Source organism: Alterluteimonas muca, from assembly GCF_021191595.1.
In the GTDB taxonomy this organism is placed as follows: domain Bacteria; phylum Pseudomonadota; class Gammaproteobacteria; order Xanthomonadales; family Xanthomonadaceae; genus Luteimonas; species Luteimonas muca.
The window spans coordinates 61,300-74,976 of the sequence record NZ_JAIWPS010000007.1 but is presented as its reverse complement, the minus strand read 5'-3'; the positions used below and the strand labels follow the sequence as shown (position 1 = coordinate 74,976).

At 68.3% G+C, this 13,677-nt stretch carries 12 protein-coding genes; 5 read left to right on the top strand and 7 right to left on the bottom strand.

The window, feature by feature from the left end; genetic code table 11:
• Nucleotides 1–33 precede the first annotated feature (33 nt).
• The 5 genes from LDO11_RS10455 (at nucleotide 34) to LDO11_RS10435 (ending at nucleotide 4,992) form a co-directional block, all read left to right on the top strand.
• Nucleotides 34–1,389 carry an NAD(P)/FAD-dependent oxidoreductase gene (locus LDO11_RS10455; protein WP_232141567.1) on the top strand — a complete coding sequence of 452 codons (1,356 nt, stop codon included), beginning with the start codon at nucleotides 34–36 and terminating at the stop codon, nucleotides 1,387–1,389.
• 8 nt (nucleotides 1,390–1,397) lie between these two features.
• A complete protein-coding gene (locus LDO11_RS10450; protein ID WP_232141566.1) occupies nucleotides 1,398–2,378 on the top strand; it encodes a chorismate transformation FkbO/Hyg5 family protein in 981 nt (326 codons plus the stop codon).
• Between the two features lie 168 nt (nucleotides 2,379–2,546).
• A complete protein-coding gene (hemB, locus tag LDO11_RS10445) occupies nucleotides 2,547–3,536 on the top strand; it encodes a porphobilinogen synthase (RefSeq protein ID WP_232141492.1) in 990 nt (329 codons plus the stop codon).
• Between the two features lie 326 nt (nucleotides 3,537–3,862).
• Entirely contained in the window at nucleotides 3,863–4,732 is an 870-nt protein-coding gene (gene aroE, locus LDO11_RS10440) for a shikimate dehydrogenase (protein WP_232141491.1), read from the top strand.
• A 5-nt stretch (nucleotides 4,733–4,737) separates the two neighbouring features.
• A complete protein-coding gene (locus LDO11_RS10435; protein ID WP_232141490.1) occupies nucleotides 4,738–4,992 on the top strand; it encodes a YkgJ family cysteine cluster protein in 255 nt (84 codons plus the stop codon).
• A 10-nt stretch (nucleotides 4,993–5,002) separates the two neighbouring features.
• Here LDO11_RS10435 and LDO11_RS10430 read toward each other — a convergent pair whose 3' ends face one another.
• From LDO11_RS10430 to LDO11_RS10400, 7 genes are all read right to left on the bottom strand, one after another.
• Nucleotides 5,003–6,136, bottom strand: a complete 1,134-nt coding sequence (locus LDO11_RS10430; protein ID WP_232141489.1) for an MraY family glycosyltransferase — start codon at nucleotides 6,134–6,136, stop codon at nucleotides 5,003–5,005.
• A 332-nt stretch (nucleotides 6,137–6,468) separates the two neighbouring features.
• Nucleotides 6,469–6,954, bottom strand: a complete 486-nt coding sequence (locus tag LDO11_RS10425) for a VanZ family protein (protein ID WP_232141488.1) — start codon at nucleotides 6,952–6,954, stop codon at nucleotides 6,469–6,471.
• The gene (locus LDO11_RS10420; protein ID WP_232141487.1) at nucleotides 6,951–8,108 is read right to left on the bottom strand and encodes a glycosyltransferase family 4 protein; all 1,158 of its coding nucleotides are present in this window, start codon (nucleotides 8,106–8,108) and stop codon (nucleotides 6,951–6,953) included. The genes LDO11_RS10425 and LDO11_RS10420 overlap by 4 nt, the downstream gene beginning before the upstream one ends.
• Nucleotides 8,108–9,280, bottom strand: a complete 1,173-nt coding sequence (locus tag LDO11_RS15855; protein ID WP_232141486.1) for a Fic family protein — start codon at nucleotides 9,278–9,280, stop codon at nucleotides 8,108–8,110. Before LDO11_RS15855 ends, LDO11_RS10420 begins: the two co-directional genes overlap by 1 nt.
• A 290-nt stretch (nucleotides 9,281–9,570) precedes the next feature.
• Nucleotides 9,571–10,569 (bottom strand): EpsG family protein, encoded by a 999-nt coding sequence (locus tag LDO11_RS10410; protein ID WP_232141485.1) that lies wholly within the window; start codon nucleotides 10,567–10,569, stop codon nucleotides 9,571–9,573.
• A gap of 41 nt (nucleotides 10,570–10,610) precedes the next feature.
• Complete coding sequence (asnB, locus tag LDO11_RS10405; protein WP_255683423.1) at nucleotides 10,611–12,563, bottom strand: asparagine synthase (glutamine-hydrolyzing); 1,953 nt, start codon at nucleotides 12,561–12,563, stop codon at nucleotides 10,611–10,613.
• A complete protein-coding gene (locus tag LDO11_RS10400; RefSeq protein WP_232141484.1) occupies nucleotides 12,563–13,630 on the bottom strand; it encodes a glycosyltransferase family 4 protein in 1,068 nt (355 codons plus the stop codon). Before LDO11_RS10400 ends, asnB begins: the two co-directional genes overlap by 1 nt.
• Nucleotides 13,631–13,677: the final 47 nt, after the last annotated feature.

The window sequence follows — 13,677 nt, the reverse complement described above, 5'->3', positions numbered from 1 at the left end:
GGAATGATGGCATGGGCCGGCACCCGCCGCGAGATGACAGACCCCAACAGGAACGAAACCCCGGCACCCGCACCGCTGGAGACCGATGTGCTGGTGATCGGCGGCGGGCCTGCCGGCAGCACCGTGTCGACCCTGCTCGCGCGCCGCGGCTGGCGGGTGACGATGCTGGAAAAGGACGCCCACCCGCGCTTCCACATCGGCGAATCACTGCTGCCGATGAACATCCCGATCCTCGAGCGCCTTGGCGTGCTCGAACAGGTGCGCGCGATCGGCGTGCTCAAGACCGGTGCGGATTTCCCGGTTGGCGGTGATCCGAAGCGCATCAACATGTTCCGCTTCACCCGTGCGCTCGAGCCCAAGGCCGATTACGCCTTCCAGGTCACCCGCTCGGAATTCGACCAGCTGCTGTTCGAGCACGCGCGTTCCAACGGCGTCGACGCGCGCGAGCAGGTGAAGGTGGACGCGCTGGAACACGACGCGGCCGGGCGGCCAACGCATGCGCTGGCACGCGATGCCGCCGGCAACACGCTGCGCATCGGTTTCCGCTACCTCGTCGACGCCAGCGGCCGCGACACCTTCCTCGGCAACCGGCTCAAGCTCAAGCAACGCAACCGCAGGCACCAGTCGGCGGCGCTGTTCAGCCATTTCCGCGGCGTCGAACGCCGCCCCGGCGAAGATGCCGGGAACATCACCATCGACCGGTTCGAGCACGGCTGGTACTGGTTGATCCCGCTGCGCGACGATGTCATGAGCGTGGGTGCGGTGTGCTCACCGGCGTACCTCAAGCAGCGCCGCGGCGACAACGCCGGCTTCCTGATGCAGACGCTGGCCGCGCGCCCGTCGGTGATGGCGCGCATGCAGGGCGCCGAGCGCGTAGCGCCGGTACACGCGACCGGCAACTATTCCTACCGCTGCCGGCGCATGCACGGACCCGGCTGGCTGATGATCGGCGACGCCTACGCCTTTATCGACCCGATCTTCTCCTCCGGCGTGTTCCTGGCGATGGACGCCGGCGAGCGTGGCGCCGAAGTGGTCGACGGCGCGCTGCGTGAGCCGACGCGCGAGGCGGCGCTGCAGAAGGCGATGGCGCGTCGCGCCGACCGCGGGCTGCGGCATTTCTCGTGGTTCATCCACCGCTTCACCACGCCGGTGATGCAGCGGCTGTTCGCCACCCCGCGCAATGATTTCCAGATCGAACAGGCGGTGATCTCGATGCTGGCCGGCGACGTGTTCGACAACCGCCCGGTGCGCCTGCGGCTGTACCTGTTCCGGCTGCTCTATCTCGCCAATGCGCTGGCGATCGCACCGCAGGCGCTGCGCGGCTGGCGCCAGCGCCGCCGTCGCGGCGAGGTGTTCACCGGCGACACCCTGCAGGAGGGCAACCCGTGACCCATCCAATGCCCGCTACGCCCGACGACGTCGCGCGGCTGCGCGTCGACTACGCCGAGGCCGGTCTCGATCGCCTCGACGACGACGTGCTGGCGGCATTCGTGTTCGGCCACCGGACCCCGGCCGGCACCGACCCGCGCGTGCTGCGGGTGCCACTGGCGCCGTTCGGCGACAGCCCGGCCGAGGTCTGGCGCGTGGCCGGCCCGGTGCGGCACGGCGATGACGGCGGGATCCGCTGGGCGGCCGACGGGCACCTCGCCTTCGGGGTGATCGAGGTGGCCGAAGGCGACGACGGCATCGAGGCCGCGGCGCGGCGCGCGTATGCGGCGATGGTCGCGCATGTCGGCGCCAGCGCGATGCCGCACCTGCTGCGGATCTGGAACTACTTCGACGCGATCACCCTGGGCGAAGGCGATGCCGAGCGCTACCGGCGCTTCTGCGTGGGCCGCGCCGAAGGCCTCGGTGCGTTCGACCTCGGACGCCTGCCGGCCGCCACCGCGATCGGCCGCTGCGATGGCGAGCGCGTGCTGCAGGTCTACTGGCTGAGCGCGCGCGAGCCGGGGATCCCGGTGGAGAACCCGCGCCAGGTCAGCGCCTACCGCTACCCGCGCCAGTACGGGCCACAGCCGCCGAGTTTCGCGCGCGCGATGCTGCCGGCCGACGGCCATGTGATGCCACTGCTGCTGTCGGGCACCGCGGCGGTGGTGGGACATGCCTCGCAGCACGATGGCGAGCTGCTGGCGCAGATCGAGGAAACATTCGCCAACTTCGACGCCCTGCTCGACAACGCCCGCCGGCACCGGCCCGGGCTGCCGGCGGCATTCGGGCCCGGCACCCGGCTCAAGGTGTACGTGCGCGACCGTGCCGACCTGCCGCTGGTGGCCGATGCCCTGCAGCAGCGCTTCGGCGACCGGGTGCCGCGGGTGATCCTGCATGCGGCGGTGTGCCGGCGCGAGCTGGCGGTGGAAATCGACGGCGTACACGGCTGATCCACACGCGGGGTGCCGACTCCGCCGCCCGGGTCCCATCCATGCCGCTCTCCTGCCTGTGCCAGGACGCCCGACGGCGCGGGTAGAGGGCGCTTCGCGCGCCATACGCGGCCCAACGCACGCGCGCCGGCCCGCGGCCCTTCAGCAGCCGCACGCTAGAATCCGCCCATGAATCGCCTTCCCCACCGCCCGCGGCGCATGCGCCGCGACGATTTCTCGCGCCGGCTGATGCGCGAGCACGTGCTCACCGCCAATGACCTGATCTGGCCGGTGTTCGTCCATGAACCCGCCGGCCGCGTCGAGGTGCCCTCGATGCCCGGCGTCGAGCGGGTGTCGGTCGACGAACTGCTGCGCCTGGCCGAAGAGGCCTGCGAACTGCGCATCCCGGCGCTGGCGCTGTTTCCGGTGACCGCACCGGAGGCGAAGTCGCTCGATGCCGCGGCGGCGTTCGATCCCGATGGTCTGGTGCAGCGCGCGGTGCGTGCGCTGAAGGCGCGCTTCCCGGAACTGGGGGTCATCACCGACGTCGCCCTTGATCCGTATACCGCGCACGGCCAGGACGGCCTGCTCGACGACCGCGGCTATGTGCTGAACGACGCCACCGTCGAGGTGCTGGTGAGGCAGGCGCTGTCGCATGCCGAGGCCGGCGCCGACGTGGTCGCGCCCAGCGACATGATGGACGGGCGCATCGGCGCGATCCGCGATGCGCTCGAGGATGCCGGCCTCATCCACACCCGCATCCTCGCGTATGCGGCGAAGTACGCCTCGGCGTTCTACGGCCCGTTCCGCGACGCGGTGGGCTCCGCCACCGCGCTCGGCAAGGCCGACAAGACCACCTACCAGATGGATCCGGCCAACGGCGACGAGGCCCTGCGCGAGGTGCAGCACGATCTCGACGAGGGCGCCGACATGGTCATGGTCAAGCCGGGCCTGCCCTATCTCGACGTGGTGCGGCGGGTGAAGGACGCCTTCGGCGTGCCGACCTTCGCCTACCAGGTCAGCGGCGAGTACGCGATGCTCAAGGCCGCCGCCGGCCACGGCTGGCTCGACGAACGCGCCTGCGCGCTGGAAGCCCTGCTCGCCTTCAAGCGTGCCGGCGCCGATGGCGTGCTGACCTACTACGCCCCCCAGGCCGCGCGCTGGCTGCGCGAGGGCTGATCGCGCGGCGCCTGTCTGGTCCGATATCGGACAACACCCTTCTCCCGTGTACGGGGTGAAGCGGTGCGTCTGCGAGCCGTAGGCTCGCGTGCCGGTGAACGCCCGAGCGGCAACGCGAGGGCCGGGGCGCGGAGCGAGGTGCCCGAAGGGCGGATGAGGGCGCCTTGCCGCTGCCAACCCTTCCGATCGCAGGTGGACTGTTGCTGCGCGGCCGCCAGACCACCTGCCCCGCCGCCTTCCCCCGCGGATTCCGTTCTCCGGGAGTAGACTCGCGCCGTGCGCTGCCCGACCTGCAGCCGGTGACTCTCCAACGTGACGAGGAACCCATGAGCCCCGCCGACGCAGACGCCTATCCCGGCCCGCGCTATGCCGTGTTCGGCCAGCCGGTCGCACACTCGCTGTCGCCCGCCATCCACGCCGCCTTCGGCCGCGCGCTGTCGATCCCGCTGCGCTACGAGGCCATCGAGGCCGCGCCCGATGACTTCGCCGACACCCTGGCGGCGTTCGCCGCCGCCGGTGGCCGCGGCGGCAACGTCACCCTGCCGCTCAAGGAACGTGCCGCCACGCTGTGCGCAAGCCTCGGCGAAAGCGCCCGGCGCGCCGGCGCGGTCAACACGCTGGTGCGAACGCCGGAAGGCTGGCATGGCGAGAACACCGATGGTCGCGGCCTGGTGCGCGACCTCACGGAGCGCGCCGGGCTCGACCTGCGCGCGCGTCGCACCCTGCTGATCGGCGCTGGCGGCGCCGCGCGCGGCGTCGCGCCGGCACTGCTGGATGCGGGCATCGGCGATCTCTATGTCGTCAACCGCACCGGCAGCCGCGCCGATGCGCTGGCCGACGCGCTGGGCCAGCCCGGCCGCGTGCATCCGCGCTATCTCGACGATGCCGGCGGGCTCGGCGAATTCGAGCTCGTCATCAATGCCACCTCCGCCGGCCGCGGCAGTGGCCTGCCGGTGCTGCCGCGCAGCGTGCTCGCCAACCGCGCGGTGGCGGTGGACCTCAACTACGGCGAGGTCGCGGTGCCGTTCCTGTCATGGGCGCGTGCCGCCGGTGCGCACGACGTGGTCGACGGGCTGGGCATGCTGGTGGAACAGGCTGCCGAGGGCTTCGCGCTGTGGCATGGCGTGCGCCCGGAAACCGACGAGGTCTACCGGCAGCTGCGCTCGCGCAACGCGCTGCTGGTCACCGCGGACTGATCTCCATGCACTGTCGCGACCACTGCGGCGCCTGCTGCATCGCCCCGTCGATCAGCTCGCCGATTCCCGGCATGCCGCACGGCAAGCCCGCGGGCGTCGCCTGCATCCAGCTCGACGAACAGCTGCGCTGCCGGCTGTTCGGCGACCCGCGCCGACCGGCAGTGTGCGGTTCGCTGCGACCAAGCGATTCGATGTGCGGCGGCGGCCGCATGCAGGCCATGGACGGCCTGTTGGCACTGGAGCGCGCGACCGCGCCGTAGCGGACAAAACTCAGTCGGGTAATGTCGTCCGCGCCTGCACACGCGCCTGCCGCTGGGCCCCGGTTTCACCGGAAAGCCAGCTGAAAAACCACAACGCCCGATCGCGGTCTTCGCTGAAGCCATACCAGGCCAGTGTCATCACGCCGAAGAGCACCAGCAGAACCGGGTGCGGCACGTCGGCGCGCATAGCCTGCCCGGCCATCAGTCCGCAGCCCAACGTGAACATGCACAAGAGCGCCACCGTGCGGCTCACGCTGACGCCTGCATCGATCATCAGATGATGGATATGGTTGCGGTCGGCGTGGAAAGGCGACCGACGACTGCGGATGCGCCGCATCATCACCACCAGCGTGTCCATCACCGGAATGGGCAGCAGCCACAGCGCAAGCACCGGATTCACCGGATGGCTGGCGTTCTGGGTGAGCCGGAACGCGAACCACGCCACCACAAGGCCGAGGAATGCACTGCCGCCATTGCCCATGAACAGGCGCGCGCGTTGCCGCCACGGCCACCGCATGTTGAAGACAAGAAATGCAGCGACCGCCCCCATCAGCAGCATCAGGCGCTCGGCAATCAGCCCATTGCCCGCATACAGCGCAGCAGCCGCCAGCATCAGCAACGCGCACCACACCAGCCCCCCCGCCAGGCCGTCAACGCCGTCCACCATGTTGATGGCATTGATCAGCCCCACCGTAGCGAAGACCGTAAACGGCACCGACAGCGCCCCAAGCGCCATCGAGTCCAGGCCGAACACGGGGCCCAGCTGCTCCACGCGCACGCCGCTGGCGTACACCATGATGAGAGCCGCGATGACCTGGGAAAGAACGCGCCAATGCCAGCGGATATCGTGGATGTCATCCATCACACCTACGCCGATCAGCACGATCGCCGCGGCTGCAAAGCCCCAGAACCCGTCGCCAGCCACGGGCACAAACACAAGCGCGGCCAGGACGACGCCCACTGCCATTGCAAGCCCACCGGTAACCGGGGTGGGAGCAGCATGGTTCTTCCGGCCGCGCGGATAATCCAGCAAGCGCAGCCGCGGCGCCAGCGGCGTCAGGAGCGCCAATGCCATCCATGTGATCGCGAAGGCGACCAATGCAGCCAGCCAATCCAGCTGCTCCAGTACAACGCTTACGTTCAAAACCGGGCTCCTGCAGGCGTTTGACGCGCCAGGTTCTGATCACGCAGAACCTTCCCATAATGCGATCAATGCCGATGTGACAGATCGCAGACCGGGTGCAATTCTCGCACACCTATGCACGACCACATCGCAGCGCCGCTCCACCATCGCGCTGCCAACGCGTGCCAGGTATTCCAGCAGATGCTGCGCCGCCTTCGGTCAATCCTGGCCTCGTCCTCGGCGCGCACGTTGGTGACGATTGGTGGGTCCCCGGGCCGGGGCTTCGCGCCGCGAGCACGCGGCATCAATCAGTGCCCAGAGCTGACCAACAGCCGGCACCGCCAAGGGGGCCTTCAGCCGTGCTTCCCGACTCTCCTGCGACGGGAGAACGCCAGAGCATGGAGTAGCAAATGCGCGAGCAGCACCCCTGTCAGGCCGCCTGCCACGTTCAACGCTGCATCTTCAAGCTTCGGCTGCCGCCCATCCGTCAGCCACTGCGAGAGCTCCGCGGCCACGCCGAAAATCGCGACCAGCAGCACGCCCCACCCATTGCGTAAGTCCTTGCGAGCCAACCAGATCAGCAGCCCCAGCCAGGCGAAGGCGATAAGGTGGATCCACTCAGGCGGATCCAGTGGCGTGGCGCGAGTCAGGCCATACAGCCGATGCACACGATGCATGCCAAACCACTCGCCGAGCATCGCGGTCGGCAGGAACAGCATCGCCGACACCGCCAAGGCCGACACCACCAGCAGCACCGCCACCAGGGGATGGCTGCCCCGGGCAAGCAGCACCGCCACACCCAGCGCCAGGAGCGCCAACAGGGCGTCGGCGCCGGTCATGGCGCGGGCAGCAGTTCGCGGTAAACCGCCAGGGTGCGGGCGATGACGATTTGCTCGTCGAACTCGGCCAGTGCCTTGGCGCGGGCGGCCTTACCAAGGCGCGCAGCCAGCTCAGGATCATCGTGCAACCGCGCAATCGCCGCGGCCAGCGCCGCGGCGTCGCGCACCGGCACCAGCAGCCCGTCGACGCCATCGCTCACCACTTCGCGGCATCCCGGCACGTCGGTGGTCACGAGCGGTAGCGCGCAGGCGGCGGCCTCGATCAATCCCTTCGGCAGGCCTTCGCGATAGCTGGGCAGGACCACCACGTCGACGGATGCGAACAACCCCGCCATGTCGTCCACATGGCCGAGCCACTGCAGCACGCCTTCGTCGGCCCATCCGCGCACGGTTGATTCCGGTACGGCGGCGGGATTACCCGGGTCCGGGTCGCCGGCCAGCAGGAACTCGATCGCCCTGCCCTCGCCGCGCAGCCGACGCGCGGCCTCCACGTACTCCGCCAGGCCCTTGTCCCACAGCAGGCGCGCGGCCAGCAGCACGCGCAGCGGGCGCGTGGGATCGCGCTGGCCGTCGCGCGCGACAAAACGCGAGCAGTCCACGCCGGACCCCGGAATCAGGCGCACGTGGTCGCGGTCCACCAGCCCCGCCGCTTCAAACAGCGCCACGTCGTCCGGGTTCTGCAGCACCAGGCGCGCGTTGTCGCCATCCAGCGCGGTACGCAGCAACGCGCGCACCAACGGGCGCAGCACGCGGGCCTTGGTGTCGTTGCTGATGAACACGTAGCCCATGCCGGCCACGGCGTTGACGCGCGCCGGCACGCCGGCCACGCGCGCCGCGAGGGATCCGTACACGGCACATTTGATGGTGAAGCCGTGCACCAGCGCCGGGCGCTCCCTGCAGAACAGCGACATCAGCCATGCCAGCAGCTTCGCCTCGCGCAGCGGGTTGAGGCTGCGGCGGTCCATCGGCACCGGTTCCCAGCGCAAACCGAGGGCGCGCAGCTTCTCGCCGTACGGACCGGGTGGCGAAATCAGCAGCAGCTCGTAGCCGTGCCCCTGCAGCGCCAGCGCCAGCGAGCGGCGGAAGTTATAGAGGTACCAGTCGGTGTTGGCGAAGAGGACGATCTTGCGCCCGGTCACAACCCGGCGGGGCATCAGTCCGTGTCTCCTTGTTGCAGCTCGAGCCAGTGGCCGAACTCCGATGGCCGCAACCTGTACCGCGCGATATTGCCCTCATGCAGCTGGTGCAGTTCGTTGATCACCAGCGCGACCACATCGTCCATCGCGCCGGCATCCACCCTGCCTTGCAGACTGCGGCGGATGGCGCCGGTATCGGTGCGGCGCACGCCGCCCTGCACCAGCTCCATGATCACCGACCGCAGCAGTTCGCGGTGCGCCAGGCGCAGGGGATCCGGATCCGGCAGCACGTCGCGCAGCACCGTGTAGCGCTGGCACGAACGTTCGTAGGCCCATGCAAAGACATCGCGCAGAAGCTCGATCCGCCCGAGCTCGTACACGCCCAGCAGCCCCTCGATGTACTCCTCGCGCGGAACGTCCACGAACGACAAGGGCGCCAGGTTGGCCCGGATCAGCGGAATATTCGCCGCCAGCCGCGAGACCCGCTTGTTGACGTCTTCGAACGGCTGCAGATACGGCAGATGCACCATCGCGAAGAACGCCTGCTCGAATGGATCCCGGATCGCGTCCGCTTTTTCCAGCAGCATGTCGAACAGTTCCTCCACGCGCTGCGGGATCGACAAGGGATGAAACACCGAGCCGCTGATGCCTACGTCCATCCTGCGCAGCCGCCCCCCGGCCGCAGGCTCGGGCAGCAGGTTCTCGGCGAGCAGTGCGTGCAGGTTCTGCACGGTGTAGCGGTCGAAAGCGATGTCCCCGGCCTGTTCCACCAGCATTTCGATGGCCGCCTTGTGGTTGAGGATCATCTGCGCTTCCAGGCGATCCTTGCCCTCGGCCACCCTGCCGAATTCGATCAGATTTTGCGTGTCCAGGCGCGAGTACGTATTGCCTTCCAGATGGCTGGATGCCCATGACAGATCCACCAGCAGCCGGTTCAGGATCTGACGCACATAGGTTCCGGCAGGAGCATCGGCCACCGGCGCGCGGCCCAGCGCATGCAGCCGTTCGCGCAACGCCGGCGGCAGCCACGCACTGCGATTGGGTTCGTAGCTGACAAGCAGATCCGCGTCGTAGCCGACCGGTCGGCGACGCGCCAGTGGCTGCCGTACCTGTTCGCGGATCCTCCGGCCCTCGGGCGACAAGGGGATGAGCGACTCATCCGCTCCGGCTCCCGGCGGCACCGCGCCCACCGGGCGATAGATCCGTGCGCGTCCCTCACCGACAGGCAACAGCTCGCCGTCGGCCACCAGCCGGGCCAGTTGGCGCTGCAGCGTTCGCCTGGGCACGTTCGGGCACAGCCGCTGCAGGGCGGCGAGTCCCACTCCATCGGGATGCCCCGCCAACAAGTGCCGAAGGTTGTCTGCGGGCTGGAGAGGCATCAGGATTCCGAATCGCGCCACAATGGCGCCAGATTACGCCCTCATTCTGGCGCGATTTCAACAGTTTGGCGCGATTGTGGCGCTTACGGCGCGGAGCTGGCCTATGTCAGCGGCATGAGCTGGTACGGCACCCAGTACGGCGCATGCGTGGCGAAGTTCAGCCAGACGAACTGCACAGCCGCGTAATAGCCGAGGATTCCGACAACGACCGCGGTGCGGGCGCGGGTGGTCGTGGCCAGGCGTGGCAGCCTTGCAAATACATAAAGTTGCAGCGGGATCAGGTACAACGCCACCCGGTCCACCGCGGTCGAGGCGATCCCCACCAGTGGCACGCAAAGCAAGGCGAACGCCGCTATCCACAGCCACAGCTTGCGTTCCCCCGGTTCGGGCACCAGCCGCTTCCGAAACACGACCAGCAGCACGGCCGGCACCGCGTTCATGACTACGCGGATCGCGCCACCCGACGACTGCATGTCGGCTTCCACGTAGTTGGTCCACATCGCCTCGGCGCTTTCGGCCAGCAGCAGGTAGTACATCAGGCCGGTCGACAGCAGCACGATCGTGCCGGTCAGCAGCCGGTTGCGGCTGGACGCCAGCGCGGCGATGGGCAAGAGCAGCACCGCAGACTTGTGGAACAGCGCCCCCAGCGCAATGCAGATCACAAACGTACGGATGCGATGCTCGCCCAATGCCACCAAGCCGATCAGCGCCAGGCCCAACGCCACCGATTGCCGGGTATAGCCCATGCCGACCACGATCAGCATGTACGGCACCGCGGCAAGCAACGCGAGCCAGGGATTGGGCTGTCGCCGGCAGAACACCACCGTGCCGATCATCAGCACGGCGGCGTAGATCAGGTTCACGGTGTAGATGCTGCCACCCAGCCCGGCCACTAAACGGTTCAGCACATAGTGGCCGGGGTCGCCCATCCCAGCGGCCTCGGCAAAGCTCATGGTGGCCGCATGCTGGAAATGCGGCAGGTAGTTGAACCAGTCACCGCCTACTTCATGGCGCAGGCCGATCATCATTGCGAACAGCAGCCCGACGACCCACCACATCACACTCGCCTGTGCGGCGGGCAGTCTGCGCGGCACCAGCACGCCGAAGGCCGGAACCAGGAACATCAGCCAGAACGGCCACATCAGGCGTTGCCGCCTTCTTGTTCCAGCCACGCCTGGAACATCAGCACGGACCACAACCGGTAACCGAAGGAGCCCTCTCCGCGCTGGTGCCGCAGCCAGGTCGCACGGACCGGCGCAGGATCCAGGTAGCCTTCGCGCTTGAGCCGGTCCTCGGCCAGCAGGGCTTCGCCCCACTCACGCAAAGGGCCGCGCAGCCACTGGTCCAGGGGAATGCCGAAGCCCATTTTCGGCCGTTCCATCAGCGCGCGCGGCACATGCCGGTCCACCAGTTGGCGGAGCAGCCACTTGCCCTTGCCCCCACGCAGCTTCATATGCATCGGCAGCGACCATGCGAACTCGATCACGTCGCGGTCGAGGAACGGCGCGCGCGTCTCCAGCGACACCGCCATCGAGGCGCGGTCCACCTTCACCAGGATGTCGTCGGGCAGGTAAGTCAGGCCGTCCAGCGCCATCATCCGCGCCACCGGATCGTGCAGCTTCGGCCAACGCGCACGATCGTCGAGGAGGTTCGGCGGGAGGTTGCCTGCACCGACCATGCCGGCAGGATCGGGCCACTCCGAGACCAGCGACACGTACAGGTCATCGATGCTGCGCACATGGCGCAGGCGCGCGCCGAGCTTGTGCGCCTTGTCACCCGGCAAGGCGATGCCCCTGCGACCCGCCAGGGGCCCGAACAAACGGTTCACCGTGGGCGCGGGCACAGCCGTCAATGCCGCGCCCAGTGCACGTCGGAACGCCGGCGGCAGCCGGCGGATTCCGTCCCAGGTTTTCGGGCCGAGGAAGTAGCGGTTGTACCCACCGAACAGTTCGTCGCCCGCGTCACCGGACAAGGCCACGGTCACATGCTGGCGCGCCAGCTTCATTACCAGATGCGTGGGAAGTTGCGACGAATCGGCGAACGGCTCGTCGTACATCGCCGGCATCTGCGGCACCAGCGCCAGCGCATCGGCGCCGCTGAGGCGCAGTTCGGTGTGTTCCGTGCCCAGGTGCGCGGCGACCGCGCGCGCATGGGTTGCCTCGTCGTACTCCCCCTCCTCGAACCCGATGGTGAAGGTGCGCACCGGCCGGCTGCTGTTGGCCTGCATCAGCGCGGTGATCACGGTGGAGTCGATGCCGCCGGAGAGCAGCGCGCCCAGCGGCACGTCGGCGACCATTTGCCCGCGCACCGCATTGCCGAGATGCCCTTCCAACGCGTCGAGCGCATCGACATCCGAACCTGCGAAGGGCTGCGCCATGCCGCGTTCGGCCACGTCAGCCAGTGACCAGTAGGGCACCGGCTCGACCTCCCGGTGCCCCCCGCTCAGACGCAGGAAGGTGCCGGGCGGCAGCTTATGGATGCCCTGGTAAATGGAATACGGCGCCGGCACGTAGTTGTGTCGCAGCAACAGCGCCAGCGCGCCGCGATCGATAGCCGCGTTGAACGCCGGGTGCGCGCGGAGCGCCTTCAGCTCGGATCCGAACAGCAAGGTGTCACCCTGCCATCCGTAGTACAGCGGCTTCTCGCCGACGCGGTCTCGGGCGAGCACCAGCGCACGCTCACTGCGGTCCCACAAGGCGATGGCAAACATGCCGACGCTGGCCTGCAGGGTGCGCTCGATGCCCCAGGCCTCGATGCAGGCCAGTAGGGTCTCGGTGTCGGAGTGGCCGCGCCAGGCCGGTGCCGCGCCCTCGCCTTCCAGCCGCTGGCGCAACGCAAGGTGGTTGTAGACCTCGCCGTTGTAGGCCAGGACCCAGCGGCCGCTGGACGAGTGCATGGGCTGGTGCCCGGCGGGAGACAGATCCAGGATCGACAGGCGCCGGTGCGCGAGCGCGACGCCCGAGTCCTGGTCGCACCAGACTCCCCAGTCATCGGGCCCGCGACTGGCGATGCGGTCCGCCATGCCTCTTGCAAGAACAGTCATGACATCAGGATTCGCCGCACCTCGCGACAGGAACCCAGCCAGCCCGCACATCAGCGCAGCGCTGCTTGCTTGAGCAACCCAGCCAGGCGACCAGCCTGACTCTGGAGGCTGAACTCCTGCTCCACCCGCTGCCGCCCCGTCGCACCTAGCCGGTGACGCAAAGGCGCATCCACCAGCAGGCGCTCCAGCAGCACGATCCACTCTTCCGCGTCGCTGGCGAGAAAACCGTTTTTGCCTTCGCGCACGATGTCGATGTTGGCGCCTACCCGCGACGCCACAACGGGGAGCCCGCAGGCCATGTACTGGATGAGCTTGTAACCGCATTTGCCGAGTTCCCACGGCGTATCCTGCAGTGGCATCACCCCGATGTCGCACTGCTGTATCGAAGCCACTTCGGATTCCTCAGTCCAGTCCATGCGCTCGACGTCCACACCTGGCATGTCGATGTCCCCTGGGCCGATCACGCGCAGTTTGAAGGAATGCCGCGCAGAAAGCATTCGAAGTGGGGCAGCCAGATCCTGCAGGTATTGAGTCGTGGTCGAAGAACCCACCCAGACGATTCTCGGGATGTGGTCCGGTTCGCGGCGAAGCGAGACCGGGGGATACCGCTCGAGGTCGATGACAGTGGGCACGACTTCGACCTTCGGGGCACCTGCCTTCGCCGCACGCTCAGCAAGGTAGCGGTTGCCAGCGACAACCAGACTGGTTCCCGCCATCAGTCGATCGATCCGGTCTCCCAGCAGGCGACGCACCCAGCGACGACGGTGCAGGTCATAGTTGTGGAAGATGGCGTCGTCGAAATCCATCGCATAGGGCACGCCCTCCAGAAGCTTGCGCTCGACGGATGCCGGCAACCATGGCAACGCCTCCTTCTCGATCCAGACCAGATCGAACATTTTCCGCTGGCGCAGTGCGCGCAGCCGCGAGACGTAAGCTCGGAGCACGGTGGACGCCGAATAGCTGCCAGTGGCATATCTCTGCTGGAGTGCCGGATCGTCGAAGAACGGCTGCAGGGTGCAGCGAAATCCCCGCTTCTCCAGGACTGGCACGAACTGCATCGCCCGCAAACGGGACGACGCGCCAAGGCGACCGTAGCGAGAGAGGATGAGTACCTTCATCGGCAGTCCGCCTCTTCACGGGCGGGCGCCGGGCAGGTGCGCCCGCC

What these genes read in the sequence shown, in the direction of transcription:
- LDO11_RS10455 (WP_232141567.1), top strand. Translation starts at nt 34, where the DNA reads ATGACAGACCCCAACAGGAACGAAACCCCGGCACCCGCACCGCTGGAG.
- LDO11_RS10450 (WP_232141566.1), top strand. Translation starts at nt 1,398, where the DNA reads ATGCCCGCTACGCCCGACGACGTCGCGCGGCTGCGCGTCGACTACGCC.
- hemB (WP_232141492.1), top strand. Translation starts at nt 2,547, where the DNA reads ATGAATCGCCTTCCCCACCGCCCGCGGCGCATGCGCCGCGACGATTTC.
- aroE (WP_232141491.1), top strand. Translation starts at nt 3,863, where the DNA reads ATGAGCCCCGCCGACGCAGACGCCTATCCCGGCCCGCGCTATGCCGTG.
- LDO11_RS10435 (WP_232141490.1), top strand. Translation starts at nt 4,738, where the DNA reads ATGCACTGTCGCGACCACTGCGGCGCCTGCTGCATCGCCCCGTCGATC.
- LDO11_RS10425 (WP_232141488.1), bottom strand. Translation starts at nt 6,954, where the DNA reads ATGACCGGCGCCGACGCCCTGTTGGCGCTCCTGGCGCTGGGTGTGGCG.
- LDO11_RS10420 (WP_232141487.1), bottom strand. Translation starts at nt 8,108, where the DNA reads ATGCCCCGCCGGGTTGTGACCGGGCGCAAGATCGTCCTCTTCGCCAAC.
- asnB (WP_255683423.1), bottom strand. Translation starts at nt 12,563, where the DNA reads ATGTGCGGGCTGGCTGGGTTCCTGTCGCGAGGTGCGGCGAATCCTGAT.
- LDO11_RS10400 (WP_232141484.1), bottom strand. Translation starts at nt 13,630, where the DNA reads ATGAAGGTACTCATCCTCTCTCGCTACGGTCGCCTTGGCGCGTCGTCC.